This window comes from Leeia speluncae, from assembly GCF_020564625.1.
Lineage (GTDB): Bacteria > Pseudomonadota > Gammaproteobacteria > Burkholderiales > Leeiaceae > Leeia > Leeia speluncae.
In genome coordinates this window covers 95,677-121,865 of the sequence record NZ_JAJBZT010000009.1, presented here as the reverse complement: position 1 = coordinate 121,865, position 26,189 = coordinate 95,677, and the positions used below count along the sequence as shown (strand labels likewise).

Genomic DNA, 26,189 nt, shown 5'->3' with positions numbered 1-26,189 from the left:
GTGCTGTTTTTGTTTGTGGTCTAAAAAAAGAGAGAAGGGGTGACCCTTCTCTCTTTTGACTTATACCATTAGGTGATTATGCAATTCACGCATCCCTGCAGACAGCATTGCTAAGTCTAGCTGGTCATATGATTGCAACTCTCCGAACATTTGCTGACAAATGCTAACGGCTCTCTCGTTTTTCTGTAGCCAAGCGCTCACTTGAGGTTGCTCGGTTACTTCTTGAGTTTCACTTAACGCGCGACCAAGCAGAGCACGGTGTTGACGGTATAGGTCATCACGAAGTGCGGTACGAGCAAGAGATTGCCAGCGGTTATCGCGCGGCAGTCTCGTAATCACTTGGCGCAACCAGTCGAGCTGTAGCGCACGTCCTAGGGCAAAGTAGTTGATGGCTACTTCGTCTAATCCCATGCCATTTTGCTCGCTTAGTTCGATCACATCAAAAAGCGCTACGAGTTCATCCATCCGTGCAATTGCACCGGCAAGATCGGCAGGAACCATTGCCTCCACCAATTGTTGTTCACGTTTGGCGATGTTTGGATACTCCGCTGCGGGTACTAGTTGACTGATTTTACCTAGTAGCAAGCTAACATTAGCTTGGTAAGCTGCAATGATGTCATTTACAGGCGTAATTGGACGACGATTACGCAATAACCAACGGGTTGCACGCTCGATCAAGGTTCTGACTTGGAGCATCATATCCGCTTGCACTTGGGCGGACACTTGGTTGTCTAAGCCTTCAATGGATTGCCATAAGGTACGTGCACCATAGATTTCACTTGCCGCGCGCCACGCACGTACGATATCCGCGGTTGAAACGGCGCTTTCCTCTTGGAGGCGGAAGACAAATGTGCTGCCCATGCGGTTAACGATCTCGTTTGCTAACTGATTTGAGATAATTTCGCGGCGCAGTACGTGTTTCCCCATTTCCTCTTTAAAGCGAGACTGGAGTGGCTGTGGGAAGTATTCCACTAGCAAACTACCAAAGTCGCCTTGATCAGGTAAGTCGCTTTCTAGTAACTGCTGGTAAAGTTCAATCTTGCTATAAGCAACTAGTACGGCAACTTCTGGTGGTGTTAAGCCGCGCTTGGCTTGACGACGTTCGTTGAATTTCGCTTCATCAGGCAAGAATTCAAGGCGACGGTTCATCTGGCCTGTATTTTCTAGATGCTGAATAAAGCGTGCATGCGTATTTAGCATAGAAGGTGCAATTTGCTGACCAACCGCAATCACCTGAGTTTGTAGGTAATTGTTTGCTAATACTAGGTGGCCAACTTCATCGGTCATTTCTGCCAATAAAACGTTACGCTGTTTTAGTGTCATGTCTCCATTGGCAACAATTTGGCCAAGCAGAATCTTGATGTTTACTTCATGATCTGAGCAATCGACGCCTGCTGAGTTGTCAATTGCATCAGTACAAATGCGACCGCCATTCAGCGCGAACTCGATACGACCTAATTGTGTACAACCTAAGTTTCCGCCTTCAGCCAAGACTTTTACGCGCAAATCATTGCCGTTTACACGGATTGCATCGGATGCTCTATCGCTCGCTTCTGCATGCGATTGTGTAGACGCTTTCACGTATGTGCCAATACCACCGTTGTAGAGTAGATCGGCTGGCGCTTTTAGAATTAAATGGATTAATTCATTTGGCGTTAATTGATCGGCCGTGACGCCTAACCATTCTTTTACTTCAGGGGTAAGGGTGATTGATTTCGCATTGCGAGGGTGAATGCCACCACCTTTAGAGATCAATTCTTTGTTGTAGTCTTCCCATGATGAGCGAGGTAGCTTAAATAAGCGTTCACGCTCGACAAAAGTAGATTCTGCATTTGGATTTGGATCAAGGAAGATATGGCGATGGTCGAATGCCGCAATTAGACGAATATGTCTTGAAAGCAGCATGCCGTTACCAAATACGTCTCCAGACATATCACCGATACCGATGACGGTGAAGTCAGTGGTTTGGGTGTTGAGACCAATGTGGCGGAAGTGACGTTTGACCGATTCCCAAGCGCCTTTTGCGGTAATGCCCATGCCTTTGTGGTCATAACCTGCAGAGCCACCCGAAGCAAATGCATCCCCTAGCCAGAATCCATATTCCGCAGAAATACTATTAGCAATGTCTGAGAAGGTTGCTGTTCCTTTATCTGCTGCAACTACTAAATAAGGATCATCTGGGTCTAGGCGATGAACATTGGCTGGAGGAACAATGTTGCCGGCAACAATGTTATCCGTAATATCTAGCAGGCCAGAAATAAAGGTTTTGTAGCAAGCAATGCCTTCTGCAAGCCACGCTTCGCGGTCGGAAATTGGCGGCAAGTATTTACATACAAAGCCACCTTTTGAGCCCATTGGCACAATCACCGCATTTTTTACCATCTGCGCTTTGACTAGGCCAAGTACTTCGGTACGGAAGTCTTCCATACGATCAGACCAACGTAGTCCGCCGCGTGCTACTTTGGCTCCGCGTAAATGAACGCCTTCCACTCTTGGGCTATAAACCCAAATTTCAAATAGTGGTTTTGGATCTGGCAAGAAAGGTATCTTGCTGCTTTCTAGTTTGAATGACAGATAAGGTTTGAAATCGCCCGCAGCATTGGTTTGCCAGAAGTTGGTTCTTCTTGTTGCCAAAATAAGCGTGAGGAAGCCGTTTAAGATACGATCTTCGTCAATATTGGCGACTTCATTTAACGCTTGGCGAATATCTGCTTCGGTATTCGTCGCTAAGGTTTCATTATTCTCAGTTGGAGATAAACGGAACTCAAACAAACTCACCAATTTACGAACAATATTTGGATAGTGCGCTAGACATTGTTCCACATATTGTTGGCTAAATGTCATGCCGGCCTGGCGCAAGTATTTAGCGTATGCACGTACAACACTAATCTGGCGCCAGTTTAATCCTGCTAATAACGTTAAGCGGTTAAAGCCATCGTTTTCGCAAACTTTGTGGAATACTTTATCAAATAGTTCTTGGAAAGCTGCGCGAGTCGATGGGTTATGTTGTAGCGCATCTTTAGCATCTGTATTGGCAATCTCTAAGCCGTAATCACTGATAGAAATGATTTCATGATCGGTGATTTCAATGCGGTATGGATGTTCGTCTAGAACGGTGACGCCAAGGTTTTCTAGCATCGGTAACGCGCTAGATAAGCCGATTGACTGGTTTAGACGGAAAAGTTTGAAGTGTTGATCACTGCCATCAGGCCCTAATGGTGCATATAACTTCATCGCTAGGTTGTTGTCTGAAGACAATGCATCCATTTTTTCGATGTCAGACATTGCACTTCTAGGTAGGAACTCTTCTCTATAGGCCGCAGGGAAACCATCGCCATATTTGCGGAATAGTGCGTTACCGCGTTCTTCACCAAATTGTTCTAGTAAAGAGTGCTGTAGATCATCTCTCCAGCCGCGAACTGCCTGAGCAATTTCGCGTTCGATTTCTGCCGTATCAATTTGAGCAATCTGATTCGCAGTTAAACGAATGTTGTAGTGAATTCTTGCGAGGCTGCTTTCTGAAAGCGTCACGTTGAACTCACTACTTTCACCTTGTAGCAGATTCAACAAGATGCTGTTCATTTTCAAACGCACATCCGTATTAAATGCATCTCTTGGCAAGAAAACAATCGCAGAAACATAGCGGTTGAAGCGATCGGCACGCAAGAATACACGGACACGAGGACGCTCTTGTAGGCCTACGATACCTAGTGCGTGGGAGAGTAAGGTTTCGTGAGAGATTTCAAATAGTTCATCACGAGGGTACGTTTCTAAGATATTTAGTAGTGTTTTCTCTTTGTGAGAGTTTTCTACAAAGTCGCAAGCAGATAAGACGTGGCTAACTTTTTGGCGTAATACCGGGATATCTCTTGGTGAGGTGTGATAAGCCGTTGCGGTGTATAAGCCGACAAAACAACGATCACCAACCACGTTACCTTTGCTGTCATAGCGTTTCACACCAATAAAGTCTAAGTGACCGAGTCGGTGGATGGTTGAGTTCGCATCCGCTTTAACAATGGTGAGCGCTTCTGGGCGTTTTTTAAGTTCGGTTAGATCGCCTGGAATACCTTGCAGGCAATTTGCGTAATTTGGGTGCTGGCCTTCTCTTAAAACACCAAGTCCACTACCTTCAACGGCGGTGATTTCAGTTGCCTTACCATTTTTTGCTTGATAATCAATGTAACCAAGTAAAACAAAACGGTTGTTATCAATCCAATTTAGAAATGCCTTGAATTCTTCAATATCACCTGCTTGAGCCGGTGCAGACTTGAGTGAGTCGATTGCTTCGTGCAGTTTTTCACGAATGGCGGATTCGTCTGTAACGGCTGCACGAATGTCTTGTAATACTTGTTCAATTGCTTGTTTCAGACTTTCTAGAACGGCTTTGTCTGATTGACGATCAATCTGAATATGAATGAAAGACTCGCGGTGCAGTTTTTTGCCAGACGCATCCGCTGCAGATAATAGTTTGCCTTTGCTATCACGCTCTACAGACAGCACTGGGTGAACTAGTAAATGTAGGCCGATTCCGCGTGAATACAAGGCCATGGTGACTGAGTCCACAAGGAAAGGCATATCATCATTCACAATCTCGATGACGGTATGGGTGGATTGCCAGCCGTGCACATCAAATTCTGGGCTATAGATTCTAATATTTGCTTCACCCAGCACACGTTGCTGCGCCAATTGAAGGTGGCTCATTGCAGCGCCAAAACGATCTACGGCAGTTAACGCGCCTAAATCATCCGCTGAACCGTCTTCATAGTAGGCACTAATGAATTGCTCGATGGGTTGAATTTGATTGGCTGGCTGTTTGCTACGGGCGATCACCAACGTCTCTTCAATTACCGAAGAGATCTCTGATAGGGGGGGATTAGTCATTATGTTATCTCTCTTTTCACGAGGTTAATTAAGCCGCCAAGAGTTCTCCGGTAGGCGGCTTAATTGCATGATAAGCCATATCGGCTGTATCTACCTATATTCTAGTATTTGCACTGAAAAAGGATATTTCCGATATGCGACACCAATGTATAGATTGGAGAGTGGTGTGACCAAATGGTCAGTTTGTTGTTTAAATGTGGTAAAATTAAAAAATCCCTTATCTTTCATATGTTTAATGAATATTTTGTGTGGATTTTAATGGCATTTTTTTGTGCAAACGATTGCACATTTCAAAACGTGGGATTATTGTAACCCCGTCGGCTTCATGACATGATTCGCCGCATCAAAGGCATTCGGTCTTGCAAAAGCGGCGTAAGTGCTCATGGAAATAGGCATTTACTTAGAAAGCAAAATATCTTTGTGATTCACCGTTTTCCGTTCGCTTTCAATTTGTTTGAGGAGAGTATAAGAAATGAAGAAAGTCTTATTAGCTGTTTCTATCGCTGCAATGACATTCTCTGGTTTAGCTTCTGCAAAAGACTGGAAAGAAATCCGCTTTGGAGTGGATGCAAGCTATGCTCCATTTGAAGCAAAAGGCCCAGATGGCAAACTGGTTGGTTTTGATATCGATATTGGTTCAGAACTTTGCAAACGCCTAAAAGCGAAATGTGTTTGGGTAGAAAATGACTTTGACGGCATGATTCCTGCGCTAATGGCGAAGAAATTTGATGGCATCTTGTCTTCTATGTCAATTACCGAAAAGCGTAAAGAGAAGATTGATTTCACCAATAAGATTTTCAATACGCCAGTTCGTATGATTGCAAAATCAGGCTCTAAACTAATGCCAACAGCAGCCTCTTTAAAAGGTAAGCGTGTTGGTGTAGAGCAAGGCACCATTCAAGAAGACTACGCGAAGCAAAAATGGCAAGCAGCTGGTGTAGAAGTGGTTCCTTACCAAAACCAAGATCTAGTATTGGCTGATTTAGTTGCTGGACGTATTGATGCAGCATTGCAAGACGCAGTAATGGCTGAAGAAGGTTTCTTGAAAAAACCTCAAGGTAAAGGTTTCAGTTTTGCAGGCCCAGCAGTTGAAGATGAAAAAATCTTCGGGGTTGGCGCTGGAATTGGTCTTCGTAAAGAAGATAAAGACCTTAAAGATGCTTTGAACAAAGCATTTGCCGAGATGCGTAAAGATGGTACTTACAACAAGATTCAAAAGAAATATTTCACTTTTGATGTTTACGGTAAGTAATTGAGTTAGTCCGTCTATCGGTGTCTCTAAGCAGGCAGATGTGAATGCATCTGTCTGCTACTAAAAATGAACGCATTTTGCGTTTGTCACGACATACAACCGTCTGATACCTACACAATCAATAAACTATTCCGCTAAGTGTCCGGACAGACAGGGGTGGGTAAATGTTTTTTTATGGATATGGTCCATTGCTTTGGCAAGGGACAAAATTGACTATCGTACTTGCATTGTTTTCAATGCTGGTGGCGTTTGTTATCGGCCTCATTGGTGCAGGAGCAAAGCTTTCGCAAAACCGCGCACTACGCTGGGTAGCGACAAGCTATACAACGATCATCCGTGGGATACCGGATTTAGTGTTGATGCTGTTGCTTTTTTATAGCGGCCAAATCTGGTTGAACGAATTAACTGAATGGATGGGCATGGAGCAAATTACCATCGATCCATTCATGGCTGGGGTGATCACCATTGGGTTCATCTATGGCGCGTATTTTACCGAAACGTTCCGTGGGGCTTTTCTATCCGTCCCCAAAGGGCAGCTAGAAGCAGGGCAAGCGTTTGGGATGAGTAGCTGGCAAGTATTTCATCGTGTGTTATTTCCTCAGATGATGCGTTTTGCATTGCCAGGCATTGGAAATAACTGGCAGGTATTATTAAAAAGTACCGCGCTTGTCTCCATTATTGGTCTTGCAGATGTCGTGAAGCTGGCTTCTGACGCTGGCAAAGCAACTTTTAATATGTTCTTTTTCACGTTAGTTGCAGGTGGTATTTACCTCATTCTAACTACGCTATCTAATTTTATCTTAATGCGCTTGGAACGTAAGTATTCCGCAGGGGTTAGAGGAGCAGAACTATGATGAGCGGAATCTGGGACATTATTGATAACTACTGGAAAGCTTACCTCTGGACTGACGGTTATAAGTTTTCTGGCTTATTGATTACCTTGTGGTTATTGGCACTATCGGTGTTTTTTGGATTCTTGTTGTCGATTCCATTATCGGTCGCCCGTGTGTCTAGTAATAAGTGGGTTTCAAAGCCTGTTTGGTTGTATACGTATATCTTCCGAGGTACGCCGCTATATGTTCAGCTGCTACTCATTTACTCTGGCTTGTATAGCCTTGAAATGGTGAAAAATACCGAGGCGCTAAACACCTTTTTCCGTGATGGCTTTAACTGTACGATTGTAGCGTTTGTATTAAATACATGTGCCTATACCACAGAGATTTTTGCTGGGGCAATTAAAGCAACGCCGTATGGTGAAATTGAAGCGGCGAGAGCGTATGGGATGTCTCGTTTCACCGCGTACCGCCGTATTATTTTACCTTCAGCACTAAGAAGAGCATTGCCTGCGTACAGCAACGAAGTCATCTTTATGTTGCATTCGACACCAATCGCCTTTACTGCCACGGTTCCTGACTTATTAAAAGTGGCTAGAGACGCGAATGCGGCGACTTATAAATCGTTTGAAGCATTTGGTTTGGCTGCACTGGTGTATTTGTGCGTGACATTCACCTTGGTGTGGATGTTTAGAAAAGCGGAAAACCGTTGGTTGTCTTATTTACAGCCGAGAAAAAGTCACTAAATGAGAGTCTGCTATCATCCGTTGATTTCTCCAGGTTTAGGTGTTGCTAGAGAAATTACTAGCTATCACTTTGGTTTGGCAGGGAGTGGTAAGAAGGTTTATATCCAATCTTCTCTCCATGCGGATGAATTACCGGGGATGTTGGTCAGTTGGCAGCTTAGACAAACACTAGCCCAACTAGAAGCTCAGGGTCTTATCATTGGTGAAGTGGTGCTGGTACCGGTTGCCAATCCAATTGGGCTTTCGCAGCAAGTACTCAGACAATCAATGGGTCGGTATGACTTAGATAGTGGCGAAGATTTTAACCGAGGCTTTGAGGATCTATCTAGATCATTAATCGATGTTGTAAAAGATCGTCTGACGCAGAGTGAAGCGCAAAACTTGCAAGTCATCAGAGAGGCCGCAAAGCAAATTTTGGCAAAGCAAACGCCTGAAGATGAGTTGAGTTCTGCTAGAAACATACTGCTTTCGTTGTTGATTGATGCAGATGTTGTGCTCGACTTGCATTGCGATTGGGAGTCCGTTGTTCATCTGTATGCAAATACAGATGGTTGGCAAACGTTAGCGCCGCTAGCAAGATATTTAGAAAGCCAAGTTTCATTATTAGCTGAGTCCTCGGGTGGGATGCCTATAGATGATTCTGTTCTCGTATTGTGGTCCGCATTAAAAGAAGCATTTGGCGATCAGTATCCGATCCCGAATGGCGTCGCTTGTGCAACGATTGAACACAGAGGACAGCGCGATACTAGTTATGCTTATGCAGATAAAGATGCAAAAGCTATCGTGTCGTATATGGTTTGGTTGGGTGTTATTAAGGGGGAAGCTCCCTCAATGCCTGATTTACCTAATCCTGCCACACCATTGGCTGGGTCGTTGCCAGTAAAGGCCGTTAGTTCTGGTGTGATTGTGCATTTGGTGGCCGTTGGTTCGCAGGTGAAAAAGAATCAGGCATTAATGGAAGTGATAGATCCTCATAAGAGTGAGGTTTCTACATTGTATAGTCCTGTGGATGGGGTGCTATATCAACGTCACTTTCAACGGTTGGCATACCCTGGAATGGCGATAGCTTATATTGCTGGAGTGGATGCCGTACGTTCAGGTAATTTATTGATTGAATAGATCAGTGCCATCTAAACATGGCATAGGGGCAAAGATGAAGACACAAACTCACGCTTTGATTTCTCCTGCGTTAGGGACGCAAAGAGAAGTGATCAGCTATCACTTTGGTAATGAGGGGCAAGGTAAGAAAGTTTATATCCAATCTTCATTGCATGCTGACGAATTGCCTGGAATGCTGACAGCTTGGCAACTCAGACAACAACTTACCGCACTAGAGGCGGAAGGGAAGTTAATTGGCGAAGTGGTGTTAGTACCTGTCTGTAACCCAATTGGTTTAAATCAGCGTTTGCAAAATGCGTTTCTAGGCCGGTTTGAGTTAGGTAGCGGGGAAAATTTTAACCGTAACTATCCTGATATTACTGAAGAACTGATTGCAGCAGTAGATGGCCAATTAAGCCAAAATGCAGAAGAAAATGTTCGTTTAATTAGACAGACGGCAAAGGCGATTTTAAAGGCTCGCCAATCGGTTAACGAACTGGACTCTCTTCGCACAACGCTACTAGGGTTGTTGATTGATGCAGATGTATTTTTAGATTTGCATTGTGATTGGGAAGCTGCTCTACATTTATATACCGGCACGTCGGTTTGGCCAACGGTGGAGCCATTGGCAAGGTATTTAGGTGCGTATGCGTCATTACTCTCATTAGAGTGTGGCGGGGCGCCAATTGATGATGCTTCTTTCCAGATTTGGTGGAAGTTGCGCGAACATTTTGGTGACCAATTTCCGATCCCAGATGCGACTGCCTGCGTAACCGTAGAGTTGCGTGGCCAATCGGACATTACGCATGAACTTGCAAAGCAAGATGCGGACAATTTGATTGCGTATTTAACTTGGTTAGGGGTTGTTGGGGGCGATGTCCCACCACAACCGGATTTAATTTATCCAGCCACACCACTTGCAGGCACCGCCCCTGTGAAAGCGCCTGTGTCAGGTGTGATTGTCCACCGCTCTGAAGTGGGGCAATTTGTGAAAGCTGGCGAGCCATTAATGGATATTGTGAATCCGCATCACGATGAAGTGACGACACTTTATGCGCCTGTCGATGGCGTATTGTATCAACGTCATTTTGTCCGTTTTGCACATACAGGCATGGATATCGCCCGGATTGCAGGCAGTGAAGCAACTAGAAGTGGCAAGTTATTAGGTGCTTAATCACCCTTTGACCGAACATTAGAACCAAAGTAGAGAACCGAGATAGGACAGGAAAGTCATGAACAAGCTGGTAGTCAAAGACATTCATAAGAAGTATGGCAGTCATGAAGTACTAAAAGGCGTATCCCTTTCTGCAAAAGCGGGTGACGTGATTAGTATTATCGGTTCTTCTGGCTCGGGAAAAAGTACGTTTCTGCGCTGCATTAACTTTCTAGAGCAGCCAAGTGCAGGTTCTATCGAAGTGAGTGGGGAAGTGATTGCGACTACCCAAGATAAAAGCGGAAACTTACGTGCGGCAGATGTGAAGCAATTACAAAAAATGCGCACTAAGTTAGCTATGGTGTTTCAGCATTTCAACTTGTGGTCTCATATGACGGTGTTGGAAAACATTATTGAAGGGCCGATTCACGTGCTAGGTGTGCCAAAAGAAGAGGCCATTGCACGTGCCAGAAAATATCTGGAAAAAGTAGGCCTTCAAAGTGCGGAAGATAAATATCCGGCGCATATGTCTGGTGGTCAGCAGCAACGTGTAGCCATCGCCCGTGCTTTGGCCATGGAGCCAGAAGTGATGTTGTTCGATGAACCAACCTCTGCGTTAGATCCAGAGTTGGTTGGTGAAGTGCTAAAAGTGATGCAGAAATTGGCGGAAGAAGGCCGAACCATGGTGGTGGTGACGCATGAAATGGGGTTTGCACGCAATGTATCTAACCATGTGATCTTCTTGCACCAGGGTAAAATTGAAGAAGAGGGCAATCCTTCTGAAGTTTTTGATAACACAAAGAGTGAACGACTCAAGCAGTTTTTATCTGGTAGTCTAAAGTAATACTAAGCCCAGCCATTTTATGCTAAATGTCTGGGCAGCTTTCCCATCGAGAATCGTCGATTATTTGTCGCAAATAGCCCTTTCATGATCATTTCTACCGAAAAAGCTCAGGCGCCTTGGCGTGTTGGGATCTTGTTATTGCCGCCATGTTCCTTGTTAGGCATTGGTGCATTAACTGATCCTATGTCTCGCATTAACCGCCAAACAGGGTCTCGAGCCTATCAGTATCTTACGTTGTCCGTCGATGGTAAGCCGGTTGCCTTGTATGGCGGGGGCCAATGGCCGGTGGATATGGCACTGAGTGATGCTCCAACATTGGATGTGCTCCTCGTGCTAGCAGAAGAAGTGACGATGGTACGTGGCAGTGATCAATTCTTGCAGACGCTTGCTTTGTTGTCACAAAAACAAATGATACTAGGTGGCGTTGGCGTGGGGGCTTGGTGGTTAGCCAAAGCGGGCGTTTTAAACGATTATCGCGCAACGATTCATTGGTCTGAACAGGCACGATTTAGCGATGAGTTCGAGCAAGTTATTTTAACCACTAACTTGTATGAAATGGATCGTGATCGTGTGACGTGTGCAGGTGGTACTGCAAGCTTAGACATGATGCTTTACTTGATTGGCGAAAGACAGGGGCAAGAGCAGGCAGCTCAAATTTCTGAGCAACTATGTCTCGAGCGAATTCGTGGTGATCATGATAAGCAACGAGTACCGTTGGTGAATCGAATTGGCGGTAGCCAGCCTAAGCTTTCTGAAGCAGTGATGTTGATGGAAGCTAATATTGAAGAACCGTTAACCACGGATGATATTGCCCATTACGTCGGTTTGTCTCGTCGACAATTAGAACGCCTATTTAAGCAATATCTAAATAGTGTGCCTTCCAAGTATTATTTAGAGTTGCGCTTAAACCGGGCAAAACAACTATTACTGACAACCAGTAAATCGATTGTTCAAATTGGTTTATCGTGTGGATTTTCGAGTGGTCCCCATTTTTCGAGTACTTATCGTGGCCATTTTGGTTTAACGCCGCGTGACGAGCGAAGCCAACGCGCTATGTCGGGTGTAATGGATGAGTAATCGGATACATAAATAGAGATTAGATGTACGAGGGTGTCGCATTGCAGAAATGGAATAGGCTGGATTTTAGATAGAATGTAATTAATCCGATATTCACCGCTTAATCAGTGCAATATTGCGCATTTCAGCACCATCATTAGACACATTGAGTGTATTGAATCGTTTCAATACGAATAAAGAACAGCAAAATAGAATTGATGAGGAAAAAATGTCTCAGGATAAAGTCACCCGCCAAACCTTCGATGAAATTATGGTGCCAAACTATGCACCATCACAATTTATTCCAGTGAAAGGCGAAGGTTCTCGCGTTTGGGATCAAGAAGGTAAAGACTATATCGACTTTGCCGGTGGTATTGCCGTCAATAGTTTGGGACATGCGCATCCTGCTTTGGTGGAAGCATTAACTGAGCAAGCCAAAAAATTGTGGCATGTATCTAATACATTCACCAATGAACCAATTTTGAAATTAGCTCAACAACTAATTGAAAGCACCTTTGCAGAGCGTGTGTTCTTTTGTAACTCGGGCGCAGAGGCAAACGAAGCCGCTTTGAAATTGGCACGTAAATATGCGCGTGATCATTTTGGCCCAGAAAAGAACGAAATCATTTCTTTCACTAACTCATTCCATGGCCGTACGCTATTTACCGTGAGTGTGGGTGGTCAGCCAAAATATTCTGAAGATTTTGCACCATTGCCTGGTGGTATTCATCACGCTACATACAACGATTTAGCTTCAGTGCGTGCATTAATTTCTGAGCGTACCTGCGCGGTGATTGTTGAGCCGGTGCAAGGCGAAGGTGGTGTATTGCCAGCGGATCCAGGGTTCTTAGAAGGTCTGCGTATGCTTTGTGACAAGAACAAAGCATTGTTGATTTTTGATGAAGTGCAAACGGGCGTTGGTCGTACTGGTGAGCTATACGCGTACATGCACCATAACGTAACGCCAGATATCCTTTCTACAGCGAAAGCGTTGGGCGGAGGCTTCCCTATTGGCGGTATTCTAACAACGAGCAATATTGCAGCGAGTTTAGTGCCGGGAACACACGGTACAACTTACGGTGGTAACCCGTTAGCTGGTGCTGTCGCGGGCAAATTGCTAGAAATTGTGAATACAGAAGAAGTGTTGGAAGGCGTGAAAAAGCGTCATCACTTATTCGTTGAAGGCTTAAATGCAATTAACCATCGCTACAACGTATTTACACAAATCCGTGGTGCAGGTTTATTGATTGGTTGTGTGTTAAACGACACCTTCAAAGATAAAGCAAAAGCCTTTACCACCGCTGCTGAGAAAGAACAGTTGATGGTGTTAGTGGCGGGTCCTAATGTGGTGCGTTTTGCGCCTTCATTGGTGATTACAGAAGAAGAAATTGCGGAAGGCTTGGCAAGATTCGAGCGCGCAGTAGCTTCTGTTGCGAATAGCTAAAAGAAAAACTCTGGAAGTTAGCCTGTGTTAATTGTTCGTCCAAGTCGTTTGTCTGATTTAGCACAAGTAGAGCGTATGGCGTCTGCTAGTGGTGCGGCTGTTCATACGCTGCCTGCGCATCGGGACAAACTGTTTGAAAAAATTAGTGCCTCAGTTCATTCATTTGATGCAGAAGTGGATGTGTACGGTGAGGAAAGCTACTTTTTTGTCTTGGAAAATACGGCAACGGGTGTCTTACATGGCACCTCAGCAGTAGTCGCATACACAGGCTTTTCCGAGCCTTTTTATGTGTACCGTAACGATATTATCGTTCATGCATCTCGTGCATTAAAAGTACATAACCGGATTCATGTATTAACCCTTTCACATGATCTAACCGGCGATAGCCAATTGTGTTCGTTCTATGTGGATCCTGAATTAGCAAAAACGCATTACCCGCGTTTATTGTCTCGGGCAAGGTTGCTGTTTGCTGCGCAGCACCCAGAGCGCTTCGCCGATAACATGATGTCGTTTTTACCGGGTGTGAGTGATGCCACCGGAAGGGCGCCATTTTGGGAAGGGGTAGGGCGTAAGTTTTTTGGTATTGATTACGTTCAAGCCGAGTACTTTACCGGCGTAAAAGAGAAGACATTTATTGCGGAGTTAATGCCGCATTATCCGATTTATGTGCCGTTGCTTTCTGATGAAGCGCAGCAAGCAATGGGGCAGGTTCATCCTGGTTCTAGAGTGCCTTTTAACATCTTGTTAGAAGAAGGTTTTGAGGCGGATAACTATATCGAAATTTTCGATGGTGGCCCAGTTATTCGTGCAAAACGAGAAAATCTGAAAACGATACAACAAAGTAAAGTAATACCAACCCGCCGTGGTCGACAAATGGCTGGTGAGGTGTGGTACTTGGTGAGTAATACCGCGATACATCGATTTAGAGCCATGTTGTTGCAATTGCCTGCGCAATTGCCAGACGTACTGACGCTTGCCTCTCAGGTGGCTGATGCGTTGGAACTGGATGATGATGATGAGATTCGTATTGTTCCCATGTAATTTGCTGGTGCGGTAAGTAGTATCGATAATCTTCTTTGGATAGTGGTCAGGCTAATCACAGATCGCTCCCAAAAATTGTTCAATTGAAGTGTGGAATAAACATCATGATGATCGTACGCCCTATTCGTAACGATGATTTGGCATCTTTAATGGCTTTGGCCGAAAAAACCGGTGTAGGTGTCACGTCGTTGCCAAGGAATGAACAGCGTTTAGCTGCGCGAATTGATCGCGCTGTGCGGACGATGAATGGTGAAGCTCCACTAGCAGAGCAATGCTATTTATTTGTGCTAGAAGATGCTGATGCGAAACAGGTGGTAGGGATATGTGCTGTAGAAGTCGCGGTAGGGCTAGCCGAAGCTTGGTACAACTATCGGGTGGGTACGCTTGTTCATGCCTCTAAAGAGTTAGATGTATATACCCAGATGCCGACGCTTTTCTTAAGTAATGACCATACAGGCTACAGTGAACTATGTTCACTGTTTCTATCGCCAGATTATCGTAAGAATAAAAACGGCGCGTTGCTATCTAAGTCTCGCTTTCTCTTTATGGCTGCCTTCCAAGAGAAATTTGCGAAAAAAGTCATCGCTGAAATGCGTGGAGTGTCTGATGAAAAAGGGCTATCTCCATTTTGGGAAAGCCTAGGACGCCATTTCTTCTCGATTGAGTTTTCGCATGCAGACTACTTAACCGGTATTGGGCAAAAAGCATTTGTGGCTGAACTCATGCCTAAGCATCCTTTATATGTCACTTTTTTATCTGATGAAGCACAGTCAGTCATCGGAAAAGTGCATGAGCAAACCGCGCCAGCCAGAGCCATGTTGGAGTCTGAAGGGTTCCGTTACGAAGGTTATGTAGACATCTTTGATGCGGGTCCAACCATTGAGGCTTATACAGAAGATGTCAGAGCCATCAAGCAAAGCCGCGTTTATACCGTTGCGATTGTGCCAGATGACGCGATCCCAGAAGATGGGTTAATACATCTAGTCAGTAATGATCAGTACCAAGATTTCCGTGTGTTGCTAGCAAAGTGTAGCCATACAGAGGATGTTTTCCCCCTAACAGAAGCGGCCGCACAAGCACTTGGCGTAAAAGCGGGTGATGGCATTAGAGCCGTAACACTTAATCCAATGGAGAATCACTAATGTCTAGTTTGCACCCTGCCTTGTTTATTAATGGTGAATGGCGACACGGGCATGGTTCCGTCTTTGAATCGTTGAATCCAGTTAGTCAGCAAGTATTGTGGCAAGCGGTTTCTGCTAATCGCTCTGATGTCGATGAAGCGGTGAAGGCTGCTCGTGCTGCATTTCCTAACTGGGCGAAAACCGATGTAAATCATCGCATTGAGATTCTCAGAAAGTTTGCTTCGTTATTAGCGGAAAATAAAGCACGTTTAGCGGATGTGATTGGTTCGGAAACGGGTAAGCCACGTTGGGAATCGGTTACTGAAGTCACTACCATGGTGAATAAGATTGAAATCTCTATTCAATCTTATCAAGAGAGAACAGGCATCAAAGAAAACAGCATGCCTGATGCGAAAGCGGTTTTAAGACACCGCCCGCATGGCGTGGTAGCCGTATTTGGCCCATATAACTTCCCTGGGCATTTGCCAAATGGACATATTGTTCCCGCATTATTGGCCGGTAACTGCGTGGTATTTAAGCCGAGTGAACTTACCCCAATGATGGCAGAAGAAACGGTCAAATTATGGGAGTTGTCGGGGTTGCCAGCTGGCGTGATCAATTTAGTGACTGGTGCAAAAGAAACCGGTATCGCTTTAGCCAGCCATTCAGGCATTGATGGTCTATTCTTTACTGGTAGCTCTTTGACCGGTGAAATCCTACATAAGCAATTTGCAGGTCATCCAGACAAAATCTTGGCATTAGAAATGGGCGGGAACAATCCGCTTATTGTGAAAGATGTAGCGGATGTCGATGCAGCTGTTCATCACATTGTGCAATCGGCTTTTGTTTCTGCCGGACAACGTTGTACCTGCGCAAGAAGGTTGTTGGTTGAAGCGGGGAGTGCCGGTGATCAGCTAATTGAACGCCTTATTAGCGTAGTAAAAGCGATTAAGGTTGGGCGGTTTGATGATGCCGAGCAGCCATTTATGGGTTCGGTGATTTCTTTAGCAGCAGCAAAGGCTATGTTAGATGCCCAAGCAAAGTTGCTGGCGGCTGGGGGCGTTTCATTACTAGAAATGCAATCACTTGAAGCGGGTACTGCATTGCTAAGCCCTGGCATTATTGATGTCTCCGCCATTTCAGAACCAATCGATGAAGAGTTCTTTGGTCCATTGCTGCAAATTATTCGCTTTACTACATTCGATGAAGCAATTGAAGTAGCCAATCAAACAAGATTTGGTTTAGCTGCTGGATTGTTATCTGACGAGCGTGCTTTATTTGATCGTCTATTATTAGAAGCGCGTGCAGGGATTGTGAACTGGAACAAACCGTTAACAGGTGCATCTAGTGCCGCGCCATTTGGTGGTATTGGTGCATCGGGTAATCACCGCCCAAGTGCTTATTACGCCGCAGACTACTGTGCATGGCCGATGGCATCGTTAGAGAGTGAAACACTCGCTATGCCAGCCCAATTAAGCCCAGGGTTAATGTTCTAATGGATTTCGAGGTAGATAGCATGAAAGCTTTTGAAGCAAACTTTGATGGACTCGTCGGTCCTACGCATAACTATAGTGGCTTATCTTTTGGTAATGTCGCATCTACATCAAATTTAAAGCAGGCCTCCAATCCACGTTTAGCAGCCAAACAAGGGCTGCTAAAAATGAAAGCACTGGCGGATTTGGGGTTTAAACAAGGTGTGTTTGCACCTCAGGCAAGACCGAGTATCAAGACCTTACGTGGACTTGGCTTTACAGGCAAAGACGCCGATGTAATTCGCCAAGCGGCAAAAGAAGCGCCTGCTATTTTGGCCAATGTGAGTTCTGCTTCTTGTATGTGGACGGCCAATGCTGCAACCGTCAGCCCATCTGCTGATACGCAAGATGGTTGTTTACATTTTACGGCGGCAAACTTAAACAATAAATTTCATCGCTCGATTGAACATCCGACAACCAGCCGAATTTTGCGCGCGATGTTTCCTGATGAATACTACTTTATCCATCATGATGCCTTGCCTGCTGTTGCCGCATTTGGTGATGAGGGTGCCGCAAACCATACCCGCTTTTGTGCAGAATACGATAGCCCCGGTGTTGAGTTGTTTGTTTACGGTAAGAAAGCGTTTTCAGCCGGAGTGGAACCGCAAAAATATCCTGCACGCCATACATTAGAAGCCTGCGAAGCAGTGGCTAGACTTCATGGCCTAGACGAAGGCAGCGTGGTATATGCACAGCAAAATCCAGAAGTTATTGATTTAGGTGTATTCCATAATGACGTCATCTCTGTTGGTAACAGAAATGTGCTATTCCACCACCAAGAAAGCTTTTTAGATCAAGCCAATGTACTGGCTGAATTGAAAAGAAAATTGGCGGCTAAGGGGGCAGATTTTATCGCCATAGAAGTGCCAACTGCTAAAGTGTCTGTGCTAGACGCAGTGAAATCGTATTTGTTTAATAGTCAATTGCTGTCTAAGGCCGATGGCAAAATGATTATTGTAGTGCCGGAAGAATGTAGAAATAACGCGGCGGTATCTGCTTACTTGGACGAGTTGATCAGCAGTGGTGGGCCGATTAACGAAGTGAAAATCTTCGATTTAAAACAAAGTATGCAAAATGGTGGTGGGCCTGCTTGTCTGCGCTTAAGAGTTGCGTTGACGGAGGCTGAACTTGCCGCAGTCAACCCTGCCATTATGATGAATGACCGCTTGTTTGATACGTTAAATACGTGGGTAGATAAACATTACCGTGATCAGCTTGCCGAAGCGGATTTAGCTGACCCATCTCTGTATGAAGAATGCAAAACCGCGCTAGATGAATTAACACAAATCTTAAAACTAGGTTCTGTTTACCCATTCCAACGATAAGGTAAGCATTCATTTAGAATACTCTGCAGTTGCCCGGCTTTTTGCCGGGCTTTTTTTTTCGCTAATTAGGCTTTAGTCAGGATGACGAGTTTAAGATCTGGCCTGCTTGCCGGATAAAATGTTTGTTGGTTGTACGCTGTTTCACCAAACTCCGGATGGCAAAATTTACGCAAGCCACCATAGCGTTCGGTGACTTTTTGATCATGCCAAGCATCGACAAATAAAGTGGATTGCGCTGTTAATTCATTGATTAAGGACTGAATCTCTTCATCGTCACGGTATCTCACACAATCTGCTCTAAATTCTGCCACTAACCGCTGACAGCGAATTTGCCAATCGGGAATCAGCGTGTGCGCAGTTTCACTTAATAAGGCGAACGTGAGTAAATTACGAGTGGTGGCATGGCTATCTAACCAGCCTTGAAAAAGCTGGCTAGCTTGCTTATTCCAAGAGACGGCTCGCCATGTTTTATCGAGTACGTAAGCAGGGCTATTAATTGCCTTGAGCGTATCTTGTAAAGATTTTTCTATGCTCGGATCTGCATGCGCTAATTCTGCTGGATCTGGACGAGCAGCAAGCCTAAATAAATAGCGCTTTTCAGAATCAGTAAGCCCCAATGCGGTCGCTAGCCGATCTAACATTTTGGCTGATGGCTGAATATCACGACCTTGTTCAAGCCAGGTGATCCAAGTAATGCTGACACCACATAGCTGGGCTAATTCTTCGCGACGAAGGCCTGGTGTGCGACGTCGTTTCCCTGCGGAAATACCCACTTCTTCTGGTCGACGTAACTCTCTGTGCTTTCGAATAAACTCAGCGAGTTCTGTTGCTAATACCTCAGCCAAAGGAGCTACCTTTTGTAATAAATGATGATAAGTAACATCAGTATACTGATGGTTGAGCAAATCTTGAAATTCCCCGTATGAACATAGAAAACACACATTAAAAAATTTATAATGAATAGTTATTGCAATAAAAAGAACGATCGTTCTATAATGCGTGCATACACAACTACCAACCCAGCAGGATATCGCCATGGATGAAAATAAAAGCAGAGCACTAGCCGCCGCACTAGCCCAAATCGAAAAGCAATTTGGTAAAGGCTCCATTATGAAAATGGGTGAAGGCCAAATTGAAAACGATATTCAAGTGGTCTCTACTGGCTCGCTAGGACTCGACATTGCGCTTGGCGTGGGTGGTTTGCCAAAAGGTCGTATCGTAGAAATTTACGGCCCAGAATCATCTGGTAAAACAACATTGTGTTTACAAGTGGTTGCTGAAATTCAAAAGCAAGGCGGTGTTGCAGCTTATATCGATGCAGAAAATGCATTAGATCCACAGTACGCACAAAAATTAGGTGTTAATGTCGGTGAGATGCTAATTTCTCAGCCAGACACCGGTGAGCAGGCATTAGAAATTGCAGACATGCTAGTTCGTTCTGGTGGCGTAGATATTATTGTTGTCGACTCGGTAGCTGCATTAACACCAAAAGCAGAAATTGAAGGTGAAATGGGTGATAGCCACGTAGGTTTGCAAGCTCGCTTAATGAGCCAAGCATTACGTAAACTGACAGGTAATATTAAACGCACTAACACCTTGGTTATCTTCATTAACCAGATTCGTATGAAAATTGGTGTGATGTTTGGTAGCCCAGAAACCACAACTGGTGGTAACGCTCTAAAATTCTACGCGTCTGTACGTATGGATATTCGTCGCATCGGCTCGATTAAAAAGGGCGATGAAGTAGTTGGTAACGAAACTCGCGTTAAAGTGGTAAAGAACAAAGTGTCGCCTCCATTCCGCGAAGCTTTGTTTGATATTCTTTACGGCGAAGGCATTTCTCGTGAAGGTGAAGTGATTGAATTAGGTGTTGCGCATAAGATCATTGATAAATCAGGCGCTTGGTATGCTTACAACGGAAGCAAAATTGGCCAAGGCAAAGACAATGTGCGCGAGTACTTAAAAGAAAATCCTGCTATTGCCCAAGAAATTGAAGCGAAAGTGCGCCAAGCAGTAGGCGTTGCTGCAGCCCCTCAGTTTGAGCCATCTGAAGAAGAAAAGATGGAAGCTGAAATGCATGGTGATGCAGAGTAAGCGTAGTACGTAAATTCGTAATACAACAGAAGACCCTTCATGCAAATGAAGGGTTTTTTGTTTGGAGAAGAAGATGACGGAGAAACCAGAAAAAAAGACGATCAGCCTAGAGGCGAGAGCGATTAATCTATTATCTCGTCGCGAATACTCAAAAGCGGAGTTAACCCAACGGTTAAGAGCTCATGCTAACTCTACTGAAGAATTAGAGGCTGTTGTTAATAAACTGGAGCAACGTAAGTGGTTGTCAGATGAACGAGCTGCAGAACAATGGGTACAGGCTAAATCGAGTAAGTATGGTGATCGGTATCTAAAACAGCTAATGCGAGAAAAAGGTATTGATGCCTCGTTAGCCAATGACACCATTCAAGATTCCGCTGACGATGAAAAAGCGAGAGTAAAGCAAGTTTGGCTAAAGAAATTTGGCCAAAAGCCCGACAGCCCGCAAGATAAAATGAAGCAAATGCGTTTTCTGGCAAGCAGGGGGTTTTCAATGAGCAGTATCCAGTATGTTTTGTCTCTTGATGATGGTGAAATAGATCAAAGTGCAGATGATGAATGGTAGTGGATTCTGTTAAAAGGTCCTCCAAGCGTAACAATAAAATTAAACACTGATGTACTAAAAAATCGACAAAAAACCTTTTTTGTTTATTTTATTCATCACATATCTAGTTTTGTGTTTAAATTTCTGCTATCGTGGTGTGGTTAAATGTTAAACACTTCTAGGTGTTTATTTCTTGTTATCTTTGGAGACTGTAATGGCTGACAACCAATCCCTATTGAATCGCAAAAATGAAGCAACGCCACGTGGCGTTGGTGTGATGGCTCCTTTCTTTGTGGAGCGCGCAGAGAATTCTGAGTTGTGGGATGTGGAAGGTCGTCGTTATATCGACTTCGCAGGTGGTATTGCTGTATTGAACACCGGTCACCGTCATCCAAAAGTGACAGCTGCTGTTGCTGCTCAACTAGAGAAGTTCTCTCACACTTGTTACCAAGTGGTTCCATACGAGTCTTATGTTTCTCTTGCAGAAAAGATTAATAAATTAACCCCAGGTACCCACGCGAAGAAAACCGCTTTCTTCTCTACTGGTGCAGAAGCTGTTGAAAACACGATCAAAATTGCTCGTGCAGCTACTGGCCGTTCTGGTGTGATTGCTTTCAATGGTGGCTTCCATGGCCGTACCATGATGGGCATGGCATTGACCGGTAAAGTGGTTCCTTACAAAGTAGGTTTTGGCCCATTCCCAGGTGAAATCTACCATGCACCATATCCTTCTGAATTACATGGTATTTCTGTTGAAGATTCTTTAGACGCGATCAAATTGATCTTTAAAGCATCTATCGATCCAAAACGTGTTGCTGCCATTATTCTTGAGCCAGTTCAAGGTGAAGGTGGTTTCTACGCAGCGCCTGCAGAATTAATGCGCGCACTACGTCAATTATGTGACGAGCATGGCATTCTGTTGATTGCTGACGAAGTGCAGACTGGTTTTGCTCGTACCGGCAAACTATTTGCGATGGAACACTACGATGTATTGCCAGATTTGATGACCATGGCTAAATCAATGGCTGGTGGTTATACATTGGCAGCCGTGTGTGGTCGTGCCGAAATCATGGATGCACCCGCTCCAGGTGGATTGGGTGGTACTTACGCAGGTAACCCATTGGCAATTGCAGCATCTCATGCAGTGATTGACGTGATTGCAGAAGAAAAATTGTGTGACCGTGCAAATTGGTTAGGTCAGCAGATCAAAGAAACCTTGAATGGTTTGAAAGCTTCTGTACCACAAATCGCTGATGTACGTGGTCTAGGTGGCATGATTGCGGTTGAGTTTAACCAAGCAGGTACTTCTCAGCCAGATCCAGATTTCACTAAGAAAGTACAGCAACTAGCATTGCAAAAAGGTCTGATTCTATTGACTTGCGGTGTGTATGCAAACGTTGTTCGTTTCTTGATGCCACTTACTATCCAAGAAAACGTCTTGGCTGAAGGCATGAACATTCTTGCTGAAGCAATGAAAGAAGCTCAATAAGCTTTTTTACTAGTTTGAAAACTCGTGATTAAGCCCGGGAACGACGCAAATGCAGTTTCCGGGCTGCTTTTTCAGGTGTAGATGATGTGTAAAGTCTGCGCAGTACCTAGTCAACAAATTAATAATGACCGCACTGTGGTAACAGAGTGGAAGTTTGCTGCAGGTGCAGAGACTGGTTGGCACACCCACGAAATGGATTATGTGGTTGTTCCAATGACAGACGGCGTGTTAATGCTGGAAGTCGATGGGGAAACAAAAACATCTGCCTTGGTTAAAGGGCAATCTTACTTTCGTAAAGCAGGTGTTCGGCATAACGTCACCAACACCAGTGATCACGAAGTTAGCTTTATCGAGATAGAAATTCGATAGCCGAATATTGTATTCGGCTATTCTTTTATGATTCGTTTTATTGAATGTTGATGTATTTGCTGCCATGAGTGTGGCAATTATATTTTCCGGAGATTCAAATGCTTTCTTTAAAAGATCCTGGCCTATTAAAAAGCCAATGCTATATCAATGGCGAATGGTTAAATGCAGACAATGGTGAGTCAATTCCAGTGACTAACCCTGCAACCGGTGAAGTGATTGGCTCTATCCCAAAAATGGGTGCAGTCGAAACTCGCCGTGCCGTGGAAGCTGCAAACGTAGCCTTCAAAACTTGGCGTAAGAAAACAGCGAAAGAGCGTGCAAACATTCTTCGCAAGTGGTTTGATCTAATGATGGCATCACAAGATGACTTGGCTGCTATCTTAACCGCAGAGCAAGGTAAGCCATTAGCCGAAGCAAAAGGCGAGATTGCTTACGGCGCTAGCTATATTGAATGGTTTGCTGAAGAAGCAAAACGTATTTATGGTGATGTAATTCCACAGCCTGCTAATGATAAGCGCGTAGTAGTGATTAAAGAGCCAATCGGTGTTTGTGCAGCGGTTACGCCTTGGAACTTTCCAAATGCCATGATCACCCGTAAAGCAGCCCCTGCTTTAGCAGCCGGTTGTACCATGGTGATTAAGCCTGCAACCCAAACGCCATTGTCAGCATTGGCAATTGCAGTGTTGGCTGAGCGTGCTGGTATCCCTGCTGGTGTGGTTAACGTGGTAACTGGTTCTGCTGTGGCAATTGGTGGCGAACTATCAACCAACGATATCGTGCGTAAACTAAGCTTCACTGGCTCTACTGAAATTGGTCGTGAGTTGATGCAGCAAACTGCAGGAACGATCAAGAAAGTTTCAATGGAACTTGGTGGCAATGCTCCATTCATCGTATTTGATGATGCAGACCTAGATGCCGCGGTTGAAGGTGCGTTGATTTCTAAATACCGCAATGCTGGTCAGACTTGCGTATGTGCAAACCGTCTGTACGTGCAAGCTGGTGTATACGATGCATTTAACGAAAAATTTGCTGCTGCTGTGGCTAAGCTGCAAGTGGGTAACGGTACCGAAGCGGGTGTAACGCAAGGTCCACTAATCGATGCTAAAGCCGTTGCAAAAGTAGAAGAGCACATCGCTGATGCGGTTGCAAAAGGCGGTAAAGTGATTCTTGGTGGTAAGCGCCATGCACTAGGTGGTTCATTCTTCGAGCCAACGATTGTGACCGGTGTAACGAAAGAGATGAAAGTTGCTCGCGAAGAAACATTTGGTCCATTAGCACCTGTGTTCAAGTTCGAGACCGAAGAAGAAGTGCTTGGTTATTCAAACGATACAGAGTTTGGCTTAGCATCGTACTTCTATGCTCGTGATATCGGCCGTATCTGGCGTGTTTCTGAAGGTCTAGAGTACGGTATGGTGGGTATCAATACCGGTATTATTTCTAACGAAGCAGCACCGTTTGGTGGTGTAAAGCAGTCTGGTCTAGGCCGTGAAGGTTCTAAATACGGTATTGAAGACTACGTAGAAATTAAATATCTATGTATGGGTGGTTTAGACAAGTAATTTGTCTCTATCGCAATAAAAAACCCGCCAACTAAAATTGGCGGGTTTTTTATTTGTACCGACTTAGCCGCGATGCTTAATCTGCACGACGTTTAAATTGAGATAATCTGAACCCAAGCGCGTATAAACTACCAAAGTACAAGACCACACCGCCACCAATACAAGCGGTAAGCCAAATTGCCCGTTGCCATGCACGCAAATGCGTCCAGGTGTCAAAACTCCCTTTAGCAAACCATAAAAATACTGCCATTAGGCTAGTGGCAAGAATCAGCTTACTAAAGAATACTAACCAGCCTGCGGCAGGTTGGTATTCTCCTCGACGTCGCAAATTAAAGAACAATAAGCCTGCATTCGCCATCGCACCTAAACTAATTGCCAAGGCTAGGCCTGCATGCTTCATAAATGGGACTAGCACGTAGTTTGTCGCTTGCGTAAAGCACAAAACAGCAATCCCAATTTTGACGGGGGTTTTAATGTTTTGTCTTGCATAAAAACCAGGTGCTAACACTTTCACGAGGATTAGCCCCGCTAAACCGATGCTATATGCTGCTAATGCTTGTTCTGTCATTAACACATCTCTCGCCGTGTATTTGCCTCCCATAAATAAGGTGGCCAGTAACGGTGCTGCCATAATCGCTAGTCCTACAGCTGCAGGGATGGCAAGTAATAGGGTTAGCCTTAAGCCCCAATCTAACAGTGCATTAAACTCTTCTTGGTTATTGCTGGCGGCACTTCTAGAGAGTGAAGGCAGCAATACCGTGCCTAGCGCTACTCCCAATAGCCCTGTGGGTAATTCCATTAGACGATCAGCGTTATAAAGCCAAGTAACACTACCGTTTTCAAGATAAGAGGCAAACCAAGTATTAATTAAAAGGCTAATCTGGCTAATGGATACAGCAAAAATCGCCGGACCCATCTGTAAGACAATGCGCTTTACCGCTGGATCTTTAAAAGCGGGCATTGGCTTCGGCAATTTGCCAAGCTTCGCTAAATGCGGAAGTTGGTAACCCAGTTGTAAGATGCCACCAATTAGTACGCCAATTGCGAGAGCTAACACTGGGGTGTGCATGTGCGGTGCCACAAAGACGGTGGCAATAATCATCGAGATATTGAGTAGCGTGGGAGTAAATGCAGGTACAGAGAATTTATTGTAAGCATTTAAAATACTGCCTGCTAATGAAGCAAGAGAGATTAGAAAAATATAAGGGAATAACCAGCGTAGCAAGGTAACTGTGAGTTCAAACTTTGCCGGTGTGTTGGCAAACCCTGTTGCTGTTAGCCAGACGACAAATGGTGCTGCGATAATACCTAATATAGTGACAATCAATAATGCGAGACCAAGCACACCTGCGACATGGTTGAGCAAAGTGTTGGTTTCTTCATCGCTTTTTGTTTTGCGGTATTCTGCTAAGATAGGGACGAAAGCTTGCGAGAATGCACCTTCTGCAAACGTTCTTCTTAATAGATTAGGGATTTTGAAGGCAGTCCAGAAAGCGTCCGTTGCGACGCTGACGCCAAAAATCCTAGCGATAGCGGCATCTCTAATAAACCCAAGGATCCTAGAGATTAGTGTCATCCCGCTAACGGTAAATACGGTTTTTAATAAATTCATTGTGCTTCTAGTCTTTTTAAAGCATTACGATTAATCGGCATTGTTGTGGTAACAACGCTTGGTTCGCTCATTTGGTTGATATTCTTGTTGCAAAGTTAACTATCAATTCAAAAATGAGGTAAAATAATTGCCCTAGATCATACGCGAAACTTGCATTTTATGCAGGAAGTCCGTAACATCCAACATTTGTTTGATCCGT

The 26,189-nt window shown here is 44.6% G+C and carries 20 protein-coding genes; 17 read left to right on the top strand and 3 right to left on the bottom strand.

Features of this window, described 5'->3' with window-relative positions:
* Positions 1-60: 60 nt before the first annotated feature.
* Positions 61-4,881 carry an NAD-glutamate dehydrogenase gene (locus tag LIN78_RS14900; protein ID WP_227181650.1) on the bottom strand — a complete coding sequence of 1,607 codons (4,821 nt, stop codon included), beginning with the start codon at positions 4,879-4,881 and terminating at the stop codon, positions 61-63.
* Between the two features lie 472 nt (positions 4,882-5,353).
* Between LIN78_RS14900 and aotJ the strand changes: the two genes are divergently transcribed.
* The 12 genes from aotJ (at position 5,354) to astB (ending at position 18,326) form a co-directional block, all read left to right on the top strand.
* A complete protein-coding gene (gene aotJ, locus LIN78_RS14895) occupies positions 5,354-6,133 on the top strand; it encodes an L-arginine-binding protein AotJ (RefSeq protein WP_227181649.1) in 780 nt (259 codons plus the stop codon).
* Between the two features lie 164 nt (positions 6,134-6,297).
* Positions 6,298-6,987, top strand: a complete 690-nt coding sequence (locus LIN78_RS14890; protein WP_227181648.1) for an ABC transporter permease — start codon at positions 6,298-6,300, stop codon at positions 6,985-6,987.
* Complete coding sequence (locus LIN78_RS14885) at positions 6,984-7,712, top strand: ABC transporter permease (RefSeq protein WP_284700260.1); 729 nt, start codon at positions 6,984-6,986, stop codon at positions 7,710-7,712. The genes LIN78_RS14890 and LIN78_RS14885 overlap by 4 nt, the downstream gene beginning before the upstream one ends.
* Positions 7,713-8,831 (top strand): succinylglutamate desuccinylase/aspartoacylase family protein, encoded by a 1,119-nt coding sequence (locus tag LIN78_RS14880; protein ID WP_227181647.1) that lies wholly within the window; start codon positions 7,713-7,715, stop codon positions 8,829-8,831.
* Between the two features lie 34 nt (positions 8,832-8,865).
* Positions 8,866-9,984 (top strand): succinylglutamate desuccinylase/aspartoacylase family protein, encoded by a 1,119-nt coding sequence (locus LIN78_RS14875; protein ID WP_227181646.1) that lies wholly within the window; start codon positions 8,866-8,868, stop codon positions 9,982-9,984.
* 58 nt (positions 9,985-10,042) lie between these two features.
* Positions 10,043-10,807 (top strand): ABC transporter ATP-binding protein, encoded by a 765-nt coding sequence (locus LIN78_RS14870; RefSeq protein ID WP_227181645.1) that lies wholly within the window; start codon positions 10,043-10,045, stop codon positions 10,805-10,807.
* An 84-nt stretch (positions 10,808-10,891) separates the two neighbouring features.
* Complete coding sequence (locus tag LIN78_RS14865) at positions 10,892-11,884, top strand: GlxA family transcriptional regulator (RefSeq protein ID WP_227181644.1); 993 nt, start codon at positions 10,892-10,894, stop codon at positions 11,882-11,884.
* Positions 11,885-12,092: 208 nt separating this feature from the next.
* On the top strand, positions 12,093-13,307 hold the full coding sequence (locus LIN78_RS14860; RefSeq protein WP_227181643.1) for an aspartate aminotransferase family protein: 1,215 nt from the start codon (positions 12,093-12,095) through the stop codon (positions 13,305-13,307).
* A 24-nt stretch (positions 13,308-13,331) separates the two neighbouring features.
* Positions 13,332-14,348, top strand: coding sequence for an arginine N-succinyltransferase (gene astA, locus LIN78_RS14855; RefSeq protein ID WP_227181642.1), 1,017 nt, complete (start codon positions 13,332-13,334; stop codon positions 14,346-14,348).
* Between the two features lie 104 nt (positions 14,349-14,452).
* Positions 14,453-15,490: an arginine N-succinyltransferase gene (astA, locus tag LIN78_RS14850; protein ID WP_227181641.1), complete on the top strand. Its 1,038-nt coding sequence runs from the start codon at positions 14,453-14,455 to the stop codon at positions 15,488-15,490.
* Positions 15,490-16,965, top strand: coding sequence for a succinylglutamate-semialdehyde dehydrogenase (gene astD / locus LIN78_RS14845; RefSeq protein WP_227181640.1), 1,476 nt, complete (start codon positions 15,490-15,492; stop codon positions 16,963-16,965). The genes astA (LIN78_RS14850) and astD overlap by 1 nt, the downstream gene beginning before the upstream one ends.
* Positions 16,966-16,985: 20 nt before the next feature.
* Positions 16,986-18,326 carry an N-succinylarginine dihydrolase gene (gene astB / locus LIN78_RS14840; protein ID WP_227181639.1) on the top strand — a complete coding sequence of 447 codons (1,341 nt, stop codon included), beginning with the start codon at positions 16,986-16,988 and terminating at the stop codon, positions 18,324-18,326.
* A gap of 65 nt (positions 18,327-18,391) precedes the next feature.
* Here the strand turns inward: astB and LIN78_RS14835 are convergent, their stop codons facing one another.
* Positions 18,392-19,171, bottom strand: a complete 780-nt coding sequence (locus tag LIN78_RS14835; RefSeq protein WP_227181638.1) for a helix-turn-helix transcriptional regulator — start codon at positions 19,169-19,171, stop codon at positions 18,392-18,394.
* Positions 19,172-19,361: 190 nt separating this feature from the next.
* On the opposite strand from LIN78_RS14835, the gene recA reads away from it, so the two are divergent.
* From recA to gabD, 5 genes are all read left to right on the top strand, one after another.
* Positions 19,362-20,420: a recombinase RecA gene (recA, locus tag LIN78_RS14830; RefSeq protein ID WP_227181637.1), complete on the top strand. Its 1,059-nt coding sequence runs from the start codon at positions 19,362-19,364 to the stop codon at positions 20,418-20,420.
* A 73-nt stretch (positions 20,421-20,493) separates the two neighbouring features.
* The gene (recX, locus tag LIN78_RS14825; protein ID WP_227181636.1) at positions 20,494-20,982 is read left to right on the top strand and encodes a recombination regulator RecX; all 489 of its coding nucleotides are present in this window, start codon (positions 20,494-20,496) and stop codon (positions 20,980-20,982) included.
* Between the two features lie 193 nt (positions 20,983-21,175).
* Positions 21,176-22,450, top strand: coding sequence for a 4-aminobutyrate--2-oxoglutarate transaminase (locus tag LIN78_RS14820; protein WP_227181635.1), 1,275 nt, complete (start codon positions 21,176-21,178; stop codon positions 22,448-22,450).
* An 84-nt stretch (positions 22,451-22,534) separates the two neighbouring features.
* On the top strand, positions 22,535-22,819 hold the full coding sequence (locus LIN78_RS14815) for a cupin domain-containing protein (RefSeq protein ID WP_227181634.1): 285 nt from the start codon (positions 22,535-22,537) through the stop codon (positions 22,817-22,819).
* A 98-nt stretch (positions 22,820-22,917) separates the two neighbouring features.
* Positions 22,918-24,378, top strand: a complete 1,461-nt coding sequence (gene gabD, locus LIN78_RS14810; protein WP_227181633.1) for an NADP-dependent succinate-semialdehyde dehydrogenase — start codon at positions 22,918-22,920, stop codon at positions 24,376-24,378.
* A 76-nt stretch (positions 24,379-24,454) separates the two neighbouring features.
* Here gabD and murJ read toward each other — a convergent pair whose 3' ends face one another.
* Positions 24,455-25,990 (bottom strand): murein biosynthesis integral membrane protein MurJ, encoded by a 1,536-nt coding sequence (gene murJ / locus LIN78_RS14805; protein WP_227181632.1) that lies wholly within the window; start codon positions 25,988-25,990, stop codon positions 24,455-24,457.
* Between the last annotated feature and the right edge of the window lie 199 nt (positions 25,991-26,189).

What these genes read in the sequence shown, in the direction of transcription:
- LIN78_RS14815 (WP_227181634.1), top strand. Translation starts at nt 22,535, where the DNA reads ATGTGTAAAGTCTGCGCAGTACCTAGTCAACAAATTAATAATGACCGC.
- gabD (WP_227181633.1), top strand. Translation starts at nt 22,918, where the DNA reads ATGCTTTCTTTAAAAGATCCTGGCCTATTAAAAAGCCAATGCTATATC.
- recX (WP_227181636.1), top strand. Translation starts at nt 20,494, where the DNA reads ATGACGGAGAAACCAGAAAAAAAGACGATCAGCCTAGAGGCGAGAGCG.
- LIN78_RS14880 (WP_227181647.1), top strand. Translation starts at nt 7,713, where the DNA reads ATGAGAGTCTGCTATCATCCGTTGATTTCTCCAGGTTTAGGTGTTGCT.
- LIN78_RS14870 (WP_227181645.1), top strand. Translation starts at nt 10,043, where the DNA reads ATGAACAAGCTGGTAGTCAAAGACATTCATAAGAAGTATGGCAGTCAT.
- astD (WP_227181640.1), top strand. Translation starts at nt 15,490, where the DNA reads ATGTCTAGTTTGCACCCTGCCTTGTTTATTAATGGTGAATGGCGACAC.
- astA (WP_227181641.1), top strand. Translation starts at nt 14,453, where the DNA reads ATGATGATCGTACGCCCTATTCGTAACGATGATTTGGCATCTTTAATG.
- LIN78_RS14820 (WP_227181635.1), top strand. Translation starts at nt 21,176, where the DNA reads ATGGCTGACAACCAATCCCTATTGAATCGCAAAAATGAAGCAACGCCA.
- LIN78_RS14900 (WP_227181650.1), bottom strand. Translation starts at nt 4,881, where the DNA reads ATGACTAATCCCCCCCTATCAGAGATCTCTTCGGTAATTGAAGAGACG.
- LIN78_RS14890 (WP_227181648.1), top strand. Translation starts at nt 6,298, where the DNA reads ATGTTTTTTTATGGATATGGTCCATTGCTTTGGCAAGGGACAAAATTG.
- murJ (WP_227181632.1), bottom strand. Translation starts at nt 25,990, where the DNA reads ATGAATTTATTAAAAACCGTATTTACCGTTAGCGGGATGACACTAATC.
- astB (WP_227181639.1), top strand. Translation starts at nt 16,986, where the DNA reads ATGAAAGCTTTTGAAGCAAACTTTGATGGACTCGTCGGTCCTACGCAT.
- LIN78_RS14860 (WP_227181643.1), top strand. Translation starts at nt 12,093, where the DNA reads ATGTCTCAGGATAAAGTCACCCGCCAAACCTTCGATGAAATTATGGTG.
- LIN78_RS14875 (WP_227181646.1), top strand. Translation starts at nt 8,866, where the DNA reads ATGAAGACACAAACTCACGCTTTGATTTCTCCTGCGTTAGGGACGCAA.
- LIN78_RS14885 (WP_284700260.1), top strand. Translation starts at nt 6,984, where the DNA reads ATGATGAGCGGAATCTGGGACATTATTGATAACTACTGGAAAGCTTAC.
- aotJ (WP_227181649.1), top strand. Translation starts at nt 5,354, where the DNA reads ATGAAGAAAGTCTTATTAGCTGTTTCTATCGCTGCAATGACATTCTCT.
- recA (WP_227181637.1), top strand. Translation starts at nt 19,362, where the DNA reads ATGGATGAAAATAAAAGCAGAGCACTAGCCGCCGCACTAGCCCAAATC.
- LIN78_RS14865 (WP_227181644.1), top strand. Translation starts at nt 10,892, where the DNA reads ATGATCATTTCTACCGAAAAAGCTCAGGCGCCTTGGCGTGTTGGGATC.